Raw genomic sequence first — 21,608 nt, forward strand, 5'->3', positions numbered from 1 at the left:
AATAGCCACGTGCTAAATGCTCGTGGCTTAGAATATCACGCTTGCTCAAGGTAAGAATCTAATCTTTGTTCTAAAACGGCTTTTTCTGCTGAAGATAAAAAACTGGCATTAATGGCATGGCGGGTAAACAAGGCAATTTCACTTTTTTCCAGGGGGTGCACTTGGCTAACGGCAAGAAAATTGTCGGTCATGTAACCACCAAAATACGCGGGGTCGTCAGAGTTAATCGTGACACAAAGCCCTTGTCTTAGTAACTCAACAATGTTGTGCTCCGCCATAGTGTTAAACACCTTGAGCTTGATGTTTGACAAAGGACACACGGTCAGTGGCATTTGCGATTGTTTGAGGGTGTCAACCAAGGCCGGGTCTTCGACACAGCGAACGCCGTGATCAATTCTTTCTACGCCAAGTTGGTCGATGGAAACTTGAATATTGGCGGCCGGGCCTTCTTCTCCGGCGTGAGCTACGGTGAGAAACCCGTGCTCGCGAGCGGCGCTAAAAACGCGGGCAAACTTTTCAGGCGGGTGACCTTGCTCTGATGAGTCAAGGCCAACGGCAATAATTTGATCCTTGAAGGGCAGGGCTTGCTCGAGTGTGGTAAAAGCGTCTTGTTCTGAAAGGTGGCGTAAAAAGCACATAATAAGGTGACTGCTGATGCCAAGTTGGCGTCGGCCTTGTTCTAAAGCTTGTGAAATACCCGTGATGACAGTAGCAAAGTCGATGCCTCGCGCAATGTGAGTCTGTGGGTCAAAGAAAATTTCACAGTGCATGACGTTATCAGCTTGGCAGCGCAGCAGGTAAGCCCAAGTTAAATCGTAGAAGTCTTGTTGATGAACCAAGACGTTGGCGCCTTGATAGTAAATGTCGAGAAACGATTGTAGGTTTGAAAATTGGTAGGCTTTTGTTACTTCTTCTGGGCTACTGAAGGGAATGGCGATGCCATTTCGCTTTGCCAGTTTAAACATTAAATCGGGCTCTAAGCTGCCCTCGATGTGCAAGTGAAGCTCCACTTTAGGCAGTGCTTGAATAAAGGCTTCCATACCTATCTCCTTACGTCACAAAGAAAGTGGCATTGCTTTTAGTAAAACAATGCCGATTTTCTTATTAAGTATAGGAAATAAAATCAATTATTCCGTGAGCGAGGCTACATTGCCGCAGGCCAGATAGAAGGTTCTGTGCTCTGAGTCAGTTTTTGTGATACGTATTGTTCAATTTGACCTTGTTGTTCTTGAGTCAGGTACAAACCCAGTTTGGTCCGACGCCACAAAATATCGTCAATTTTCACCGCCATTTCTTTTTCGATTAAATAATCCATTTCTCGTTGATATACCCCCGGAGCAAAGGCGCGGCCCATATCGGCTTCTTGATGGCACCCCTTGAGTAAATGCCAACTGTAACTGCCGTACTGATTGACGTATCGGCTGGCCGTTTGCGCGGAAAGCCAAGTGAAATTGGCACATAAGGCATCACACAATTGCTGGCGTGAACCACTAAATTGACCGCCTGGCAAGGGGTGGTGAGCCGTCCAAGGACGACCACAGTAATCGAAATACGGCGCGAGCTTGTTGACCGCTGCTTCTGCTAATTTTCGGTAGGTCGTCAGTTTACCGCCAAAGATTGACAAGATAGGGGCGTCATCGAGCTCTTGATCAATTTCCATGGTGTAATCGCGAGTCACGCTTTGGGCAGAATCTGACTCGTCATCGAGTAATGGCCTGACACCACTGTAGGTCCAAACCACGTCGTTGCGATTGAGCTGTTTGATAAAGTGTTGATTAACGATATCCAACAAATAGTCGGTTTCATCGTCTGAGATTTCTACCTCTCGCGGATCACCTTGATAATCGACATCGGTGGTGCCAATGATCGAGAACTTATCGAGGTAAGGGATCACGAACACAATGCGCTGATCTTTATTTTGTAAAATGTACGCTTGCGGTTCATCGTGTACACGCGGGACAACCAAGTGAGACCCCTTGACTAAGCGAATGCTGCGCGAAGATTCAATCTGTGTTTGCTGTTCAAAAAAGTCGGTGACCCAAGGGCCTGCGGCATTCACAAGGGCTTTCGCTCGGCGGTAAAATTGCTCACCGGTTTGCGTATCTTCCACGGTAATATCCCAGACACCATGGTTGCGCTCTGCATGGACAACCTTGCAATAGTTGCGAACTTCGGCGCCATTCTCTTGAGCGGCAATCACATTGAGTAGTGTCATTCTCGCATCGTCGACCCAACAGTCTGAATACTCAAAACCGGTCTTAAATTCGGCTTTCATCAGACCAGACTCAGCGAGGTTGATCTTTTTGCTTTTGGCTAAGCTGCCGCGTTTGCCCAAGTGATCGTACAAGAAGAGTCCACAACGAATCATCCAAGCCGGGCGCAAAAATGGACGGTGTGGTAGTCGAAAGCGCATGGGGAAAGCAATATGGGGGGCCTTGTTAAGCAAAACTTCACGCTCGGCAAGGGCTTCGGACACGAGGCGAAATTCATAGTGCTCAAGGTAGCGCAGACCACCGTGAATCAATTTTGAACTGGCCGATGAGGTCGCGGATGCAAAGTCTTGTGCTTCAAACAAGGCGACATTGAGGCCGCGACCTGAGGCATCGGCTGCGATACCTGCACCATTAATTCCTCCACCTACGATGACCACATCGATAAGGGGAGCCTGTGTTGCTGTTTGTTGTGCCATATTCTTCACCACTGTACTTTGAGCATTCGAGCATTTAATAACAAACATACTAGCTCAACTTTCGAATTCGAGCATTAATTTTTTTCGTTTGTGAGTGTTTAGTGTGATTTAAGTACAAAAAAAGCCAATATTGACGCTCAATATTGGCTTTGTTATTGGTTTGTCACAAGTTTGTGATCACAAAGGCGTGTCGATGGTCTCGTAGCTGATCTCGTGCTCTTTTAAAATGGCCAGAATAGAAGCAGGGGGGAGCTGATCGGTAAACAGGCGATCGATTTGACTGATATTACCGAGCTTAACCATTGCATTGCGGCCAAATTTACTGTGGTCGACCGCGAGAAACACTTGGCGGCTGTTCTCAATAATCGCTTGTTTAACCCGCACTTCATGGTAATCGAAATCGAGTAACGAGCCATCGAAATCAATCCCGCTGATCCCCAGAATGCCAAAGTCTAAGCGAAATTGTTGTACAAAATCTAAGGTGGCTTCACCGACAATCCCACCGTCGCGGTTGCGAACTTCTCCCCCGGCCAAAATGACGTGAATATCTTGGTTCGCCAGCAGTAAACTTGCAACATTGAGGTTGTTCGTGACTACTCTTAAGCGTTTGTTTTGATGGGACAAGGCTTTGGCCACGGCCTCTGGCGTGGTGCCGATATCGATAAAGAGTGTGGCGCCATCGGGAATGTGTTGAGCGAGTTGTTCCGCAATGCGATCTTTTTCGCTCAAATTTTGACTTTTCCGCGTCGAATAAGCGGTGTTTTCAGAACTCAAGGCTGCTGTTGCCCCACCGTGGTAACGACGAATTTGCTGGTTATCTGCTAACTCATTGAGATCGCGACGTATGGTTTGTGGGCTAACCTCAAACGTCTCGACGAGTTCCTCTGTACTGACATAGCCTTTTTGTTTGACTAATTCGACAATTTGTTGATGTCGTGGTGAAGGCTTCACAATCCGACTCCTACTTGGTGGCGAGAAATATGGTATTAAATACGGGTTTTACAGCCGCAGCGCTTTCGACTTGAAAGGGGTGATATTGGGTATATCAACACCAAAGCAGCATAACACGCGTTTTGTTTCATCGCAGTACTTTGCCAACAAATTGTGAGCATTCGAAAAAAAAGCGCTCAATATGAGCGCTTTTAGTCATTATTCGTCTTCGTTGTGCATGTCTGACCAAGCTTGCGTGCATTTTACCGCTCGTTTCCAACCTCGGTAGCGGCGGTTGCGTTTTTGCTCGTCTTCGTGTGGCTCAAAGCTGCGCTCGAGCTCGGCTTTATTTCTAAGCTCATCAATGTTTTGCCAGAAACCAACCGCAAGTCCAGCAAGGTATGCCGAGCCTAGTGCCGTCACTTCAGTGACTTTTGGACGCAGCACTTGGGTATCCAATACGTCGGCTTGGAACTGCATGAGAAAGTTATTGGCAACCGCTCCGCCATCGACTTTCAACGATGATAAGCGAATACCTGAATCGGCTTGCATCGCATCAAGGACATCTCGAGTTTGATAAGCGATACTTTCCAATGTGGCGCGAATGATATGGTTGGCGTTTACGCCACGGGTTAAGCCCACAATCGTACCACGTGCATAGGCATCCCAATACGGCGCGCCAAGTCCGGTAAAGGCCGGTACCACATACACGCCATTGGCCGTATCCACTTTGGTGGCAAAGTACTCAGAGTCCTTGGCATCATCGAGCAATTTTAATTCGTCTCGTAACCATTGAATGGCCGCACCCCCCATAAATACCGCGCCTTCAAGTGCATAACTTGGCTCTCCTGTCGGGCCACAGGCCAGTGTTGTCAACAAGCCATGGGTTGAGGTGACTTTTTCCTGCCCGGTATTCATGAGCAGAAAACAGCCAGTACCATAAGTGTTTTTTGCTTGTCCGGCATCCGTACACATTTGGCCAAACAACGCGGCTTGCTGGTCACCGGCAATACCGGCAATCGGAATACGCGTACCGCCTTTACCGCCAATATTGGCTTTGCCGTAGACTTCTGAAGAGCTTTTTACTTCGGGTAACATCGATGCTGGAATGCCCAGTGCATCCAACAGTTTTTGATCCCAGCACTTGTCGTTAATGTTGAACAACATCGTACGTGACGCATTGGTATAGTCTGTCACGTGAACGCGACCTTGGGTCATTTTCCAGATCAACCAAGTGTCAACGGTACCAAACAGTAATTTTCCCTCTTCGGCTTGTTGACGAGCGCCTTCGACATTGTCGAGAATCCATTTTACTTTGGTGCCTGAGAAGTAAGGATCAAGGACAAGGCCCGTGTTTTCTTTAATGTAAGACTCTAATCCCTGCTGCTGAAGTGCTTGGCAAATATCGGCAGTACGGCGACATTGCCACACAATGGCATTGTAGATAGGTTTGCCGGTTTCTTTGTCCCAAACAATGGCGGTTTCTCGCTGGTTGGTGATGCCTAAGGCGGCCACTTCGTCACTGGCAATGTCTTGCTTGCCGAGTGCTTCGGTTAATGTGGCCATTTGTGTGGCATAGATTTCCATTGGGTCGTGCTCAACCCAGCCGGCCTGAGGATAGATCTGAGTAAACTCTCGCTGTGCGACACTGACGATATTGGCATCGTGGTCTAAAATAACCGCTCTTGAGCTGGTGGTCCCTTGGTCGAGTGAGACGATGTATTTTTTTTCAGTCATGGCTGATGTCCTATCTTATTTTTTTTGCGTTGTAATGTTATGGATTAAGCGCTTTTGTGCGTTGGTAAAGCGTCTGATTGTTTTGTTGTTTCTTGTGCCGCTTGAGCTTTTGGTAAATATGGAGCAATGGCTTTGGGGTAGAGCCAAGCGCCAAAACACGCCCCGCCAATCGGCGCGAGAATCGGCACGATAAAGTAAGGGATGTCTGTCGGGCCAATTAAAGCGTGATCCCACCCTGCGAGATAAGCAAATAACTTGGGACCGAAGTCACGGGCCGGGTTCATGGCAAAGCCAGTTAAAGGGCCCAATGAGCTACCGATGACGGCGATCAGTAAACCAATTAACACCGGGCCTAATGCATTGTTAGGGGCGCCGTTATTATCGTCACCAAGGGCTAAGATGGCAAACATCAACACGGCGGTGATCACAAACTCGACGGCAAAAGCGCCGGCAAAGGAGAGCGCAGGATTGGGATAAGTCGAAAATATCCCAGCCGTCGCCAGGGCATCAATACTGTCACGACTAAATTGATGGGTAATTTCATAGTCGATAAACAATTGTTGGTATAAGCCATACACCAAAGCGGCTCCCGCAAAAGCGCCGGCGATTTGTGAGGCGATGTAAGGTAAGACTTTGGCCTTGTCAAAGCCGTGAAATAGCGAGAGTGCAATGGTGACCGCGGGGTTAATGTGCGCGCCTGACACACCGGCAGTACAATAGATCGCAATGGTGACGCCAAATCCCCATACAATACTAATTTCCCATTGTCCAAATTGTGCGCCAGTGAGTACCAGCGCCGCGACGCAGCCCACGCCAAAGAATATTAGCAGTCCAGTGCCAATAAACTCTGCTAGGCATTCACCTTTTAAGTTTGAGTGTTCCATCGTTGAGTCCTTGTTTCACGTTAATTGTTTTTCACGTTATTGATTTTTTATTGTCATAATCAGTGTTTCGTTGCTTTGTTGTTATTGAAACACGGTCAGAGTGTTACATTTGTTATCGAATTCGAAAACGCCTCGCGAACAAAAATGAGCGTTCGAGCATGAAAATTAGCGCGTAAATGATATAAATGTTAACCAGATCAAATTTTAATGTTGTTTAACGAAGGTAAACGAGAATATAAAACATTGATTTGTGATCGAGTCACTCGGGTAACGGTGTCTTTGGAAAAGGCGGTTAAGGAAATAGCAGGAGATTGAGGCGATAAAAAAGCGCACTTAAGTGCGCTTTTGGTGGTACTTGGCTGACGAAATGACGGTGAACTCGCTTAATCGTGCAGGTCTCAACCGTTCAAAATCAGTTATTGCTGTGTAGTTCGCTGTTGAGTTCAACCGCTGACTTATTGGTCAGACACTCAATTTGACCGGTCACCGAGTTGCGACGGAACAACAAATCGGATTTTCCAGCAAGATCGCGCGCTTTCACGACTTCGACTTGCTGACCGTTTGCATCGAGCATACTGACTTTTGAGCCAGCTGTGACGTAAAGACCTGACTCAACAGTACAGCGATCGCCAAGAGGGAAGCCCAGACCCGCATTGGCACCCAACAGAGAGTTTTCACCGATAGAAACCACCACGGTACCGCCACCAGAAAGGGTACCCATGATAGACGCGCCGCCACCGATATCCGAGCCATTGCCGACGACAACACCCGCAGAGATACGTCCTTCTACCATGCTCACCCCTGAGGTACCGGCATTGAAATTGATAAAGCCTTCGTGCATGACGGTTGTGCCTTCACCGACGTGAGCGCCCAAGCGCACGCGAGAGGTATCAGCAATACGGATGCCGGTTGGCACAACGTAATCGACCATTTTAGGGAATTTGTCGACACAATCGACACTCAGTACTCGACCTGCAAGACGTGCTGCAATTTGGCGCTCAGCGAGCTCAGGTAAATCGATGGGGCCTTCGTTGGTCCAAGCAATGTTGTGTAATAGGCCAAAAATGCCATCGAGAACCGTACCGTGAGGCTTGACTAAACGGTGAGAGATCAATTGCAATTTCAAAAAGCCTTCAGCGACGCTTTGTGGCTTCTCATCGGTGGCAAGAATCACCAAGACTAAAGGTTGCTCTGAAGCTGCGGCTTGCTGCGCAAATTGCGCTTGTGCTTGATCGCCGTTTTGGGCAAAGGCTTCGGCGATGCTTGACGCTTGCTCTGCACTGACTTCGATGGTTTGGTTGCCTTGTTGATAATCAAGCAATTCCGTTAAGGCCGCAATAATGCCTTCGCTAGGGTTTAGCTGAGGGTGCGGAAAAAAAGCTTCGATGATTTTTCCATCGCGGTTTTTTGTTGCGCTGCCAAACGCTAGAGCAAAATGATTCATGTTGTGTCTCCGTGTAATCGTATAGAGATGACTATTTATGGGTTAAAATCATCTTAGTCACTGTCGTGTCCGGATAAAAGCCGCAAAGACAATAACGTCAGTTGGCGAATACGAATTGTCTTTATAGCGATATATAGTTTAAAAAAGAATGCCTGAGCGAGGGGGGATAGGCCTTGCTACGCCGCTTGCTCATCCTCGTCACCGCGAGTGTCAGCCGGTGTGGAGGGCTTGGCTTTTTTGGGGCTCGGCTTGCGCTTCGCGCCTAAAGCATACAAGACTTCTTCTTTGTTTTTCGCCAGGAACATGGCCAATTCTTCTTGCTGATTCTCGTTATCGAGCAATTCACTTTGCGCCAGTAAGGTAAACATTTCATCTGCCATATCCAGCATTTTGTCATAAGCGTCGGCTTCTGCTTTAGAGGTAAAGGTCATTTTTTCTTCTCCGTTGCGCTCGACCACGTACTTGACGATTACAGCCATGGTAATTCCTTTGTGTTGAGTTAAAATACTGTCTTTTTATACAGATTGAGGTCGGCTTTGTCCAGTCTCAGTGATGATGGTAGCAAGAGAGCCGGGTTAAATGACAGCCAGATTGAGCAACCCAAAGGGGGCGTCACTTTGCCAATCGTCGGGGAGTTAACCACTCGCGACTCGTTTTGCGCCGCCGCGCATGAGAACGCCAGCCAGATGAGCTGAAAAAGTGCCTAAATTGTCGGCGTTAAACGGCAATCAAAGGGGGATGAAGGTTACTTTTCTGCAAATTGTGCTAGGCTAATCTGATTGTTTCCAACGAGTTGCTCGCGATGTTTACTTTGTACCACTCTAATCAAGTTGACGTGTTGAAATCCCTGGTGGTGGCGTTAATAAAGCAAGACCCATTATCCGATCCCCTTCGCTCTGAGCATATTTTAGTGCAAAGCCCCGGAATGGCTCAGTGGCTTAAAATTGCGTTGTCTGAGGAAATGGGTGTGGCCGCCAATTTGTCTTTTTCACTGCCCGCGAGTTTTATATGGGATAGTTTTGTCGCTGTGTTGCCGGGGATCCCTAAACAAAGCGCTTTTAACAAGCAAGCCATGACTTGGAAACTGATGCACTTGTTACCTCAGTATTTGTCACGAGATGAGTTTGAGCCACTTCGTCATTATTTGAGTGGCGACAAAGATGAGAGTAAACGCTATCAATTGGCGGAGAAAATTGCTGACATCTTCGATGGTTATTTGGTCTATCGACCCGATTGGATAGCGAGTTGGGAAGCGGGGCAAAGGGTGGCTGCACTGGGCGACGAGCAAGAGTGGCAAGCACAACTTTGGCAAGCCTTGTGTCAGTATACCCATCAATTGGGGCAATCGCCTTATCACCGTGCGAACTTATATCAAGATTTTATCCAAGCCTTGCAACACACGCCGACGGGTAAGTTGCCATCGCGTTTGTTCATATTTGGTATTTCCTCGTTACCGCCACGTTATCTCGATGCGCTGGAAGCGTTGGGCCAGCACATGGACATTCACTTTATGCTCACCAACCCTTGTCAGTTTTATTGGGGGGAGATCCGCGACCGACAGTATCTCGCTTCTTTGCAATCCAAACAGAGACAAAAGGCGCATTTGTCGTTGCCGATGGCGTTGCGTCAACAGCCTCAATCTTGGCTTAAATATGATTTAGAGCAGCAAGCGAACTTGCATACTGATGTGGTTGGCAACAGTTTACTGGCTTCCATGGGCAAGATGGGCAGAGATAACTTGTACTTGTTGTCGCAAATGTCGGTGAACGAAATTGAAGCCTTTGTCGACGTGACGAGAAATAGCTTACTGCATCATGTACAAGCGGATATCCTCGCGCTTGAAGAACATCAAGACGAGAGCAACATATTGACCAGCGAGCACAAACAGGTTCTTGAGCAAATTGACTCGTCTTTGAGCTTTCACGCTTGTCACAGTCCGATGCGTGAAGTCGAGGTGTTACACGATAATTTGCTGGCCATGTTTGAGCAACACCCAGAACTTAAACCCCGTGACGTGATTGTTATGGTGTCTGATATCAATGCTTACAGTCCGGCGATCCAGGCGGTGTTTGGTAACGCGCCTAGCCACCGGTATATCCCTTTCTCGATTTCCGATCGCAGTCGCGCGCAAGAAAACCCGGTACTGGTGGCTTTTTTACAACTGGTGTCTATGCCAAGCAAGCGCTGTTTGGCGTCTGAACTGCTTGAATTATTGGAAACCCCCGCCATTTTGCGCCGCTTTGATATCAGTGAAAGCGACTTCCATAAGGCCAAACGTTGGGTCGAAGAGTCCGGCATCCGCTGGGGGCTCAATCCCGATACCGCTGCCGAGTTTGACTTGCCGAGTTATCGGCAAAATACCTGGCAGTTCGGCATCGAGCGGATGTTAATGGGCTACGCCATGGCCGAAGACAGTATGCTGTCCTTACCCGATGGCGACACCATTGCGCCGTATTGCCAAGTTCAGGGGTTGGCCGCTCAGCTAGTGGGCAAATTGGCCGCGTATTTGTCTTTGTTAGCCCAGTATCGACAGCGCTTATCACAGACGCAACGTGCTGAGCAATGGCGCGATGTATTACTGTCTATGTTAGCGGATTTTTTCCTTGCCGATGAACAAGAAGAGTTGGCCTTACAAAGTATCCGCGAAGCGTTGACTCAATTGGTACAAGGCATTGATGAGGCTCAGTATGTCGGGGGGGTGACCCCAAACATCGTCAAGCAGTTCTTGAGTGACAAACTGGATAATTCCCGAATTAGTCAACGCTTTTTAGCAGGGCAAGTCAACTTTTGTACTTTGATGCCAATGCGTTCCGTGCCTTTTCCCGTGGTGTGCTTATTGGGGATGAACGACGGTGCTTACCCACGGCATGTGCCAAGGGAAGGTTTTGACTTGATGAACGTCAGTCACCGTGCGGGGGACCGTTCGCGTCGAGACGATGACCGCTATTTATTTTTAGAGGCATTGCTTTCTGCTGAGCAGCGTTTATACATCAGTTACATTGGCCATTCTATTCAAGATAACAGTGAGCGCATGCCATCGATTTTAGTGGCGGAACTTTTTGAGTACCTAGCGCAAAACTATTGTTTGGCGGGCGATGAGACGTTAAGTGTTGATGAATCTGGCCAGCGTTTGATTCAAGCGCTATGTCATCAGCACCCTATGGTGCCCTTTAGTCCGCAGGCTTATCAAGGCGAACACGCCAGTTTTGCCTCAGAGTGGTTGCCGGTCGTCAATGGAGAACGCATTGCCAGCGCACCGCAAGGACAAGCCCTGTCTGATGTGACGCTAGACATGCATTTTCCCTATGAGCTTGACCTGGCGGAGCTACAGCGTTTTTGGCGTTTGCCAGTGCAATACTTTTTTAATCGCCGTCTTAAAGTCTCTTTTGAACATCAAACGTCATTAACCGTCGATGATGAGCCATTTTCACTGGACGGGTTGTCGGGCTATCAAATTCGAGAAACCTTACTTCAGCACTATCTTGCGCATCCTGAGCAACCCAGTGTTTCATTGGCCGAGTCCGTGAAACGACAATTTCAAGCTCAAGGCCGTTTGCCGATTGGCGCTTTTGGCGAGTTAGAATTTGAAGCGAACCGAGTGCAAATTGATGAGTTAGCGAAGTACTTACGGCCTTTTTTAGCCGCGCCTCATGCCGATATTGAGATCCGCTGGCCAGGAGGGGCGCTCAGTGGAGATCGCCAGGTATCCTTGCTTGGCTGGGTGACGCAAGTCACCTCTCAAGGCTTGCTGCGTTATCGACCCGGCGCGATACGACCACAAGATTTTCTCAGTGGCTGGATCGATCATTTGTCTGTTGCGGTAATGGGCCAGTCACAACCGACCCATCTCATCGGTTATGACAAAAAATCTGGGGTCGTTCACTGGATCTATCCCAAGGTTGACCCCCAACTCGCCAAGACAAGCTTGTCGGAATTGATCCATAGGATGTTTGAAGGCTTGTCACACCCTTTGGCGTATTTTCCTAAAACCGCTTGGGTGGCCATTGAGGCTGGGTTCAATAAATCTGGTGATTACCACAGTGATTTAGACAAAGCGACGAAAAAAATGAGCGCGGCCTTTGAAGCAGGTTATATGAGTCGTGGTGAAGGAGAAAATCCGTACATTGCCAGGATTTGGCCACAGTGGCAGCCATCACTCGCGCAACAAGCCCTGTTAGCGGCAGAGCAAATATTGTTGTTACCAAGAAGGGTGGTTGAGAAACAGGAAGATAAAAAATAAGTGGCTGGCGTTTTTTTAGAGTAGGGAGCCACACAGCCACTGAACAGAGGGAAAGACTATCTCGTTTTTTCTTTTGTTGTTATTTGCGGTCACTCTAAAGCCAAACTCATCGCAATACCGTGAATCGGATCGCGTAACCTGGTGATTAATATTTTAAAGCGGTTATTTTTAAGATTTTTGTAAAGTAGATCACAGGATTTTCTGGATTTTTAGCGGAGGAAATTGTCGGATGTCGACAGTCAATACACTCGATATGATGCGCTTCCCATTACACGGCACTCGTTTGATTGAAGCATCGGCGGGTACGGGAAAAACATTCACTATTACAGGGCTTTATATTCGACTTCTGCTTGGTCATGGCGATGAAGGGGCCCGTCACCCCATGCCGTTGACGGTGGATCAAATTCTGGTGGTTACTTTCACTGAAGCGGCGACGGCGGAGTTAAGAGATCGCGTGCGTCGACGCATTCACCAAGCGCGTTTGGCGTTTGAACGCTCGCACAGTGACGATCCCTTTTTGGCTCAATTGCTGCAAGAGATCCCCGCTCATCAACAAGCCGCTCAATGGTTGCTCCAAGCTGAGCGGCAAATTGACCAGGCGGCGATTTACACTATACACGGCTTTTGTCAAAGAATGCTGGTGGAAAATGCATTTGAGTCAGGCAGTCGATTTCAAAATGAGTTTATTACCGATGAAAGCCAACTCAAAGCGCAGGTAGTGGCGGATCACTGGCGGCAGTCGTTTTACGGGTTATCCGTTGATTTGACCGCGCAAGTTCGCCAGTTGTGGCAAAGTCCCAGCGCACTACTCAACGACATCGACCGTTATTTGACCGGCGCAGATGTAGAACTGATTGCGCCTATGGCTGATTTGGATTTGGGCCAAATACACAATGATATCATTCAACGCATCGATACGGTGAAAGCCCACTGGTTGCAACACCAAGAAGCGCTGTTGAAGTGCATTGAAGAATCTCAAGTCAGCAAAAAGACCTACAGTAAAAAATACCTGCCATTATGGATGCAAAAAGTGCGTTTTTGGGCAGAACAAGCAACCCGAGATTACGGGGTGCCTGATGAATTAAGTCGCTTTTCACAAGCCGTATTGATAGAAAAGACCAAGCCGGGTGAAAACGCGCCATGTCATCCGGTTTTTGAGCAGATCGAAGACTTTCTCGCTCAGCCTTTATCGTTAAAGGCGCCTTTGATGGCTCAAGCGATCCGAGCGTGTCGTCAGCGCTTAGCGGCAGCCAAAAATCGCGATGCCTTAATGTCCTTTGACGATTTACTCAGTCAATTGGCCGGGGCCTTTTGTCTTGAAGGGGGTGAACGCTTGGCGCAGAGAATTCGCAGTCAGTACCCGGTGGCGTTGATTGATGAGTTCCAAGATACCGACCCTTTGCAATACAGTATTTTTCGCCAACTGTACTTTGATTATGCCGAATGCGGTTTGTTTATGATTGGCGATCCTAAACAGGCCATTTATGCGTTTCGCGGTGCGGATATTTTTACCTATATCAAAGCGCGTCAAGATGTTAGCCAACATTATACCCTCACGACAAATTGGCGCTCTTCTGCGCAGATGATCAACGCCAGCAACGCCATGTTCAAGCAGTCGCCAGCGCCCTTTCTCTACGATGATGACATTCCTTTTATTGAGGTAAACAGCAGTCCGAAGGCCGACCAAATGCATTGGTCATTGGCGGGGCAAAAGCAACCGGCGATGACTATTTGGTACGACGAGGATGAGCAAAGCCCGATGAGTAAGAGTCAGTATCAACAGGCCATGGCCAAGCATACGGCAAATGAAATTACCCGGATTTTACAACTGGCCAGTGAAGGGCAGGCGTTTTGCCATCGCCAAGAAAAAGCGCGTCCGATTGCCGCGAAAGACATCGCGGTGTTAGTCCGCACTGCGGCAGAAGGGAGGTTAGTCCAACAAGCCCTTTCTGAACAAGGGGTGGCAAGTGTGTATTTGTCCAATCGCGACAGCGTGTTTAGCAGTGATGTGGCGGGCGAGTTGGTGTTGTTGCTCCAAGCGGTTTTAGGCTGCGAAGATGAAAATGCGATCCGCGCCAGTCTAGCAACGCATATCTTTGCTCTGGATTTAAATGAATTGGATCAACTCAATCGCGATGAACTGGCTTGGGAAACGGTCAGTCAAGAGTTTCGTCGCTATCGGCAAATTTGGCAACAAACTGGGGTGCAGCCGATGATCCGTCGCTGGATGGCCAATCGGCAAGTGGCTGAACGTTTATTGGCGTTGCCTCGAGGCGAACGAGTCTTGACCGACATCATGCACTTGAGTGAATTGCTCCAACAGGCCAGTCAAGAGATCGACAGCGATCACGGGCTGATACGCTGGCTGATCCAAGCGATAGATAATGCGCAATTGGGCAGTGGACATGACGAAGCAATACAGCGTTTGGAATCTGAACGCAATTTGGTACAAATCATCACGATTCACAAATCCAAAGGCTTGGAGTACGACTTGGTATTTTTGCCCTTTGTGTTTAGCTTTCGCAGCGCCAGTGAGGCAAAATATTACGATCAGAAACAAAAAATGACCTTTCTTGATCTCACCCTTTCGCCCTCATCGTTAGAATGGGCCGAAAAAGAGCGCCTCGCCGAAGAGTTGCGTTTGCTCTACGTGGCGATTACGCGAGCGGTGTTCGGTTGCTATATCGGCGCAGCACCGCTCAAACAAGGTCGTTCGTCAAAAGCGCAAACCAGTGCTCATCAATCGGCGATCGGGTATTTATTGCAGCAGGGTCAAGAAGGCGATAGCCAAGTACTGGCGCAGGCCATCGATCAATACTGTCGCCAATGCGGTGCGCAGGTCGAGAGGGGAATTGAAACCATCAAGCCGTTGTCGGTCGTCGAACCTCAGCAGCCCATATTACAGGCGCGACGTCTGAGTCACGGCGTCGACCGCAGTTGGAGAATGACCAGTTATTCCGGCCTGACTCGTTTTGCCAATCACCACAGTGGGCTGGATATCCCGATTGACAATCCGGCGTTTGATGTCGATTCATTCGACGATCGACAAGAGAAAGAGGCAGACCAAGAGGCATGGAATGTCTTTACGTTCCCGAAAGGGTCGACACCAGGAACATTTTTACACAGTGTTTTTGAGCAAGTGGATTTTTCACAAGCTGCAGACAGTGACGTTAATCAAACGGTGATCACCCAACTCCTTGAGCAAGATAATTTAGAGATGGCCTGGTTACCGGTGTTAACCCAGTGGGTTGAGCGGGTATTGACCACGCCACTCGATGGCAAAAACCTGTCTCTCAATCAATTAAGCGCTGAGCAAAAAAAAGTTGAGATGGAGTTTTTGTTGCCGATTGAGGTCTTAAATGCCGAGCAATGGCATCGCATCAGCGGTCACTATGATCCGCTTACTGCCAGAGCAGAGGCGTTGGGTTTTGAATCGGTTCAAGGCATGATCAAAGGGTTCATCGACTTGGTGTTTGAGTATCAAGGGCGTTATTACTTGTTGGACTGGAAATCAAACTTTTTGGGTGATCGCGTTGAGGATTATCAAGGCGCTCAATTGGAGCAATCGATGATCGAGCATCGCTATGATATGCAATACCAAATTTACAGCTTGGCCTTACACCGCTTTTTGGCGTCACGCTTGCCGGGTTACGATATTAACCGCCATTTTGGCGGAGTGTTTTACGTTTTTTTGCGTGGGGTAACCGGTGAGCCTTCGCAGGGCGTGTATTACAGCCGCCCGGCCAAGGAGATGATTTTAGCCCTCGATGCTAAGATCCGCGGCGAGGAGTTCGTCGATTTACTTACCCAAAATGGACAAATGGAGTTAGGGCTATGAAGGCGTGCTATCAAGAGTATTTGACCTACTGGGTAGAGCGTGGTCATTTGCGGCCGCTCGATGCGCAGTTGGCCGAGTTTATGGCCCGCTATTGTCAAGGCGAGAGCTTGCCTTTACTCGCAGCGTTGACCAGTGCCGAAGTGGGTAAGGGGCATTTGTGTTTGGCTCTCCCTCGTCAAGGACAAGCAACACGAGCGTGGTTAAGTGCTTTGGGGTGGTACGGCCCATCACTGCAAGAGGCACAGGCATGGTTAGACAACAATGATTGGCAGCAAGAATTAATGGCGTCGCCATGGGTGGCCAAACAAGAAGAAGCCGTACCCCTGGTGCTCGAGTCAGGACGTCTGTATTTGCATCGCTATTGGTTTTACCAGCGAGAGTTAGCCGATTGGTTACTCAGCCGCTCGGTGCCTTTGGCGACGCCGGATTTGGCGGCCAAGAGTTTAGACCGTTTATTTGCACGAGATTACTCGCGGCTGTGGCAAGCTTGGTTGCGAGAAGGGATGGGGTTGGCCAAGGTCGAGCGCCAGCAGTGGCTGTGTGATCAGCTCGATATTGTTGCGCCAGAATCGCTCGATTGGGGCGCAATCTTTCGCCTGTTTGAAAACGCTCATCACAGTGAGGCGTTACTTGCCTTAGACAATCACATTCCGTTATCCCAGTGTTTAAATTGGCAAAAAGTGGCTGCAGGTGTGGCACTGACGCGTCGTTTTAGCGTTATCTCGGGTGGCCCTGGTACAGGAAAAACGACCACAGTCACGAAAATTTTGGCTGCCTTACTGCAGTCGGCGCAAGCGACGGGACAGCCCTTACCCCTGATTAAGTTGGTCGCCCCGACCGGAAAAGCGGCCACGCGACTGAGTGAGTCGATAGGGCAAGCGGTTGGGCTATTGGCGGTAGAGCCTGAGATAAAGGCTGCGATTCCTACGGTGGCGAGTACCCTACACCGTTTGTTGGGGTCGATCCCCAATCAAGTTGAATTTCGTCATCATCAGGGTAACCGACTGCACTTAGATGTCTTGGTAGTCGATGAAGCCTCGATGGTCGATTTAACCCTGATGTATAAACTGGTCAGCGCCTTACCAGACCAGGCTCAGTTGATTTTACTCGGCGATAAAGATCAGCTAGCGTCGGTGGAAGCGGGCGCAATTTTGGGCGATATTTGTCATTTTATTGAGCAGGGGTACAGTGAAGCTCAAGCGCAGCGGTTGACGAGATTGACAGGGTTTCCTCTGAGTCAACATCATCCCAGTCAAGCCAGAGCGGGGATTGCCGATAGTTTGTGTATGCTGCAAAAAAGTTATCGCTTTGATGCGCGTTCCGGAATTGGCCAGCTTGCCAAAGCGGTGAATGGCGGCGATAAAGCAAGAGTGCATCAGGTGCTCGAGACCGGTTATCGCGACATTCGTTTTTATCCGTTAAGCAGTGAGCACTATAGCCAATGTGTTCGCGAAGTGGCAGAGGGGTATCAACACTATTGCCGCTTGATCCAAGAGCCGCCGACAGAACAAACTTGGAAAGCCACCGTCAAGCAAGCCCTATCAGCATTTAATCAATATCGCTTGCTTTGTGCGTTGCGCGAGGGCGATTTTGGCGTAAGTGGGTTTAATCAGCGTATCGAGCGTCGCTTGCGATCGCAATCTTGGTTGCCGCGCAGTGATGAGCTTTGGTATCACGGCCGGCCCATTATGATCACGCGCAACGATTACAGTTTAGAGCTTTATAACGGCGATATTGGTTTGTGCTTGTGGGATTATGATCACACAGAGAGCTTGCGCTTAAAAGTGTACTTTCAATCCCCTGATGGTGAGATCAAATCGGTATTGCCAAGCCGAGTGCCCAGTCATGACAGTGCATTTGCCATGACGGTTCACAAGTCGCAAGGGAGTGAGTTTTCTCATACTTGGATGGTGTTGCCACCGAAAAATGCCCCGGTGCTGACACGAGAGCTGGTGTATACCGGGATCACTCGCGCCAAGCAAACCTTAACCATGTATGGTCACCTTGATGTCTTAACCGAGGCGATTGGCAGCAAAACGCACCGAGAAAGTGGCTTGGTCGAAAAGTTGGCCCGCCCAACCCAAGGTGTGGGCCGGTAGATTAGGGGCGGTAGGCGACTTGCGGTGAAAACGAAATCATCGCAATTCGATACCGCTGTTGATAGCGTTTTATCATCGTGTGGACCGTCTCGGTCACCGGAAAAACACAGTGGACGTGTAAACCGTCCAGCATATTGTTGTCCGCCATATCCCAAAAGCTTTGCAGTGAATTGCAAATCACAGTTTTCATGTTATCGCTCTTATTGCTGAACCTAAAAGGGTAGAATGTGAGCGTTCCTTGCCAACTGAGCGTTCTTATAAGCGCTCAGTTCCATAATATAGAGAGCGCAAATTATAGGCAAAGCGTTGTCTAGGTCAATCCTTACGGGGCAAAACGAGATAAAGTTTCAATATTGAGCGTTGCGACAAGCTTTGCGCTCTAGTTTGTGCCGTCAAGATGGACATCGAGAGCAAGAATTTTTGATTTGCGCTGAAAGTTGTACAGGCGTTTTTTGGCCATCGGTAACTGCTCGACGTCAATCTCTTCAAATCCTTGTTCTCTAAACCAATGCAAACTGTGGGTGGTCAGGACAAAAAGCTTGTCGATGCCAAGTGATTTTGCCCTTTGCTTCATGTAATTTAACAACAGGCCACCGCGGTTGCCATCGCGATAATCGGAATGAATGGCGACGCAGGCCATCTCAGCCATTTTTTCCTCTGGGTAGGGGTAAAGGGCGGCACAACCAATGATCAAGCTGTCTTTTTCGATGATGGTGAACTGATTGATTTCCTGCTCGAGCTGTTCGCGAGAGCGGCGAACCAAAATCCCTTGCTCTTCGAGCGGGTGAATCAGATCGACAATGCCGCCGATATCATCAATTTTCGCTTGTCGGAGCTGTTCTGAGCTGGCCATGCCGATTTGCGTACCAATACCATCAAAGGAGAACAGTTCTTGGATCAAAGCGCCATCGGTCTTGTAGCTAATCAGATGACAACGAGGCGTTCCTGCTCTACAAGCGGTGACGGCACCTTTTAAAAAGCGCAGTGTTCCGGTATCGTGATTGTTGCCAACACCTGGCTCAGCCAAGAGTCGCTCAATGTGTTCGTCCGCTTGAGTGGGGAAGAGTTCAGCAATGGTGTTGCCCGACTCGTCAAGCACCCCTTGATGTGAGCAAAACCCGATAAGCTTGTCAGCTTTAAGGCGAATGGCGACCTGCGTTGCGACTTCTTCAGACAACAAGTTAAAACATTCGCCGGTGACAGAGCTTGCAACCGGGCCGAGTAACACGATAGAGCCCTGATCTAGGCTGCGATTGATGGCTTCGATGTCTAGGCGACGAATTCGACCACTGCTGCAGTAGTCGATGCCATCATCGACACCAAGAGGTTGAGCAATGACAAAATTGCCACTGACCACGGTGAGTTGGTTGCCGGCCATCGGGGTATTGTTGAGACTCATGGATAAACGCGCGGTAATTGAGAGCTGCATTTGGCCGGCCGCTTGCATGACATAAGGCAAGGCTTCGGGTTTGGTGACGCGAATGTTCTTGTGATATGGCGTATCAACCTGGTGCTTGTCAATCAGTTCATTGATTTGCGGACGAGCGCCATACACCAATACGATCTTGATGCCAAGGCTGTGTAATAAGGCAATATCATTAATAATATTGCTGAAATTTTTGTCGGCAATAGCTTCACCCCCAATCATGACCACCATGACTTTTCCGCGGTGTGCGTTAACATAAGGGGTCGATTGGCGAAAGCCTTTGACGAGAGCTGTACTGCGAATCTTCAAAATCCATTACCGGTTGTTTATTTATGCTAAAATAATGCCTTTTTATTCATAGTCTAGCAAGTGTTTTTTTGTCTTTATCCGCATCGTAAACCGGCTTGGTGACCAGAGCTTTACCCATGGCGAATTTCTGGCATCACGTATTGATAATAGGGTTAGATAATCTGCTCAATTGTGTTTATAGTTACTATTATTACTTTCAGTTTCACGTACGTCGTGTGTCTTTTTATGTCGGTTACTCGTTGGTTTCGAAAAAATAATGTTGCAGACAGCGAAGGTCGTAACAAACTCTGGTTAGAGCGCAGCTTAATGCTAGCGGCACTCACAGGAGCCTGTGTGACCGTTTACCTGTACAAGGGTGCCATTGCTCAATACTTAGCGCCGCCGGTGTCGACCAACCTCGTTTATGGTACTTGGGTTGAACAAAACGTTGCCCCTTATGCACGCGATGAGTTTGAAATCTCACCGCAAGGTATTATTCGCCGCGGCGCAATATTGACCACCTCTTTTGAATTTGACGGTCAAACATTGCACTTTCATTACGCCGGGCAAGATTTTCGTTATCGCATTCTCGATACGGCCTTCACTGAAATGCAACTCGACAGCGACGATTACTATCAACCTGTCTTTCACAAACAAGGGGCTAGGCAGCTTTCTTTGCGTTAAGTGTACGTTTTTTAATAAAAGCCTTGGTGGCAAAAAAACGCTGGCTAAAATAAAGGCCGTTCAAAAGTAAACTTGTTGTCAAAAGCATGGTGATTGGCTGTCGGCGTTGCTACACTGAGCAGACGTGTTTGGCTCAAAATGATGGATACCCTTAGTGATTAAACGCCTGTTAACGACATCTTGCATACTTATTCTTACCGCGTGTAGCTCAACGCCTACGGTTGACCGAGGTCAACAATATCGCGATGGGGATTTACCACAGCTGCTCAACAAAACCACTCAGGTCTCGTCAAACCAGCCGAAAAACCTCAATACGTTTGCCCGCCAAGCTCAAGCTGTCATCGACAACTCACCTCGCATGGCGAAGACCTACCAGCACTTGTATGTTCAAATTGAACAGTGGATACAAAAAAGTGGTGATCCGCAAACGTTAGCGGATTACGGGCTGCAAACCGCGCAAGTCGGTGGCAGTGACCACAAAGGCAACGTTCTGTTTACGGGTTACTTTTCACCGGTGATTGAATTGCGCCATCAAGCCGACGAGACCTTTAAATACCCGGTATACAAAAAACCGCAATGTAACGCCAATTGCCCAACCCGAGCGCAAATTTATCAAGGCGCATTGCAGGGCAAAGGGTTGGAGTTGGGCTATTCGTCAAATTTGATTGACCCATTTATCATGGAAGTACAAGGCAGTGGCTTTGTTCATTTTGGCGATGATAACACTCTGGAATACTTTGCTTACGGCGGCAAAAACAACCGCGCTTACGTCAGCATTGGTCGCATTTTGATTGAGCGTGGCGAAGTCGAAAAAGAAAAAATGTCGCTCAAAGCCATAAAAGAGTGGGTCATGGCACAAGATGAAGAGCGGGTACGAGAATTGTTAGAACAAAACCCATCTTATGTTTTCTTTGAACCGCAAAAAGCCGCGCCAGTTCGCGGTACGGCAGGGATCCCCCTATTGCCAATGGCCTCGGTGGCCGGCGATCGCAGTTTGTTCCCAATGGGGACACCGGTATTGGCTGAAGTGCCTTTACTCAATGCCGACGGTACCTTTAGCGGCACCTATCAACTGCGAGTGTTAATTGTGTTAGACACCGGCGGCGCGGTGAAAAACAGTCACTTAGATTTGTATCACGGCATGGGGGCACGCGCAGGCATAGAAGCTGGGCATTATCGTCATTTTGGCCGAGTGTGGAAGTTAGGCCTCGATGGAGACAGCACCCAATCACCTTGGACTTTGTCGCCAGAAAAGCTAAAATAATCCGCTAGACATAAGCAGTAAGAGTGCGTATAAATCGCACTCTTTTTTATTGTCAGCGGGTCACTGCTGATAAAGATGAAATAGG

14 protein-coding genes are annotated in these 21,608 nt (G+C 48.6%); 5 read left to right on the forward strand and 9 right to left on the reverse strand.

What is annotated here, in order from left to right; translation table 11 throughout:
* Positions 1–35 precede the first annotated feature (35 nt).
* From AB0763_RS04045 to AB0763_RS04075, 7 genes are all read right to left on the reverse strand, one after another.
* On the reverse strand, positions 36–1,040 hold the full coding sequence (locus AB0763_RS04045) for an adenosine deaminase (RefSeq protein ID WP_306101522.1): 1,005 nt from the start codon (positions 1,038–1,040) through the stop codon (positions 36–38).
* Positions 1,041–1,144: 104 nt separating this feature from the next.
* Entirely contained in the window at positions 1,145–2,689 is a 1,545-nt protein-coding gene (gene glpD / locus AB0763_RS04050) for a glycerol-3-phosphate dehydrogenase (RefSeq protein WP_306101521.1), read from the reverse strand.
* Between the two features lie 177 nt (positions 2,690–2,866).
* Complete coding sequence (locus AB0763_RS04055; RefSeq protein WP_306101520.1) at positions 2,867–3,640, reverse strand: DeoR/GlpR family transcriptional regulator; 774 nt, start codon at positions 3,638–3,640, stop codon at positions 2,867–2,869.
* 198 nt (positions 3,641–3,838) lie between these two features.
* On the reverse strand, positions 3,839–5,356 hold the full coding sequence (gene glpK / locus AB0763_RS04060; protein ID WP_306101519.1) for a glycerol kinase GlpK: 1,518 nt from the start codon (positions 5,354–5,356) through the stop codon (positions 3,839–3,841).
* A gap of 44 nt (positions 5,357–5,400) precedes the next feature.
* Positions 5,401–6,240, reverse strand: a complete 840-nt coding sequence (locus AB0763_RS04065; RefSeq protein WP_306101518.1) for an MIP/aquaporin family protein — start codon at positions 6,238–6,240, stop codon at positions 5,401–5,403.
* Between the two features lie 412 nt (positions 6,241–6,652).
* A complete protein-coding gene (gene dapD, locus AB0763_RS04070; RefSeq protein ID WP_306101517.1) occupies positions 6,653–7,684 on the reverse strand; it encodes a 2,3,4,5-tetrahydropyridine-2,6-dicarboxylate N-succinyltransferase in 1,032 nt (343 codons plus the stop codon).
* Positions 7,685–7,860: 176 nt separating this feature from the next.
* A complete protein-coding gene (locus AB0763_RS04075) occupies positions 7,861–8,163 on the reverse strand; it encodes a YebG family protein (protein ID WP_306101516.1) in 303 nt (100 codons plus the stop codon).
* Between the two features lie 323 nt (positions 8,164–8,486).
* On the opposite strand from AB0763_RS04075, the gene recC reads away from it, so the two are divergent.
* The 3 genes from recC to recD all read left to right on the forward strand — a co-directional run bounded on the left by recC (position 8,487) and on the right by recD (position 17,861).
* Positions 8,487–11,924 carry an exodeoxyribonuclease V subunit gamma gene (gene recC / locus AB0763_RS04080; protein ID WP_306101514.1) on the forward strand — a complete coding sequence of 1,146 codons (3,438 nt, stop codon included), beginning with the start codon at positions 8,487–8,489 and terminating at the stop codon, positions 11,922–11,924.
* A gap of 229 nt (positions 11,925–12,153) precedes the next feature.
* Entirely contained in the window at positions 12,154–15,762 is a 3,609-nt protein-coding gene (recB, locus tag AB0763_RS04085; protein ID WP_306101513.1) for an exodeoxyribonuclease V subunit beta, read from the forward strand.
* On the forward strand, positions 15,759–17,861 hold the full coding sequence (gene recD / locus AB0763_RS04090) for an exodeoxyribonuclease V subunit alpha (RefSeq protein ID WP_306101512.1): 2,103 nt from the start codon (positions 15,759–15,761) through the stop codon (positions 17,859–17,861). Before recB ends, recD begins: the two co-directional genes overlap by 4 nt.
* Before the next feature lies 1 nt (position 17,862).
* Here recD and AB0763_RS04095 read toward each other — a convergent pair whose 3' ends face one another.
* Together AB0763_RS04095 and argA are read right to left on the reverse strand one after the other, a co-directional pair.
* Entirely contained in the window at positions 17,863–18,051 is a 189-nt protein-coding gene (locus tag AB0763_RS04095) for a hypothetical protein (RefSeq protein WP_306101511.1), read from the reverse strand.
* 189 nt (positions 18,052–18,240) lie between these two features.
* A complete protein-coding gene (gene argA / locus AB0763_RS04100) occupies positions 18,241–19,596 on the reverse strand; it encodes an amino-acid N-acetyltransferase (RefSeq protein WP_306101510.1) in 1,356 nt (451 codons plus the stop codon).
* 225 nt (positions 19,597–19,821) lie between these two features.
* On the opposite strand from argA, the gene AB0763_RS04105 reads away from it, so the two are divergent.
* Positions 19,822–20,259 (forward strand): DUF2850 domain-containing protein, encoded by a 438-nt coding sequence (locus tag AB0763_RS04105; protein ID WP_306101509.1) that lies wholly within the window; start codon positions 19,822–19,824, stop codon positions 20,257–20,259.
* Positions 20,260–20,413: 154 nt separating this feature from the next.
* Positions 20,414–21,523 carry a murein transglycosylase A gene (gene mltA, locus AB0763_RS04110; protein ID WP_306101508.1) on the forward strand — a complete coding sequence of 370 codons (1,110 nt, stop codon included), beginning with the start codon at positions 20,414–20,416 and terminating at the stop codon, positions 21,521–21,523.
* Positions 21,524–21,608: the final 85 nt, after the last annotated feature.

Origin of the sequence: Vibrio sp. HB236076 (assembly GCF_040957575.1) — a bacterium.
Lineage (GTDB): Bacteria > Pseudomonadota > Gammaproteobacteria > Enterobacterales > Vibrionaceae > Vibrio.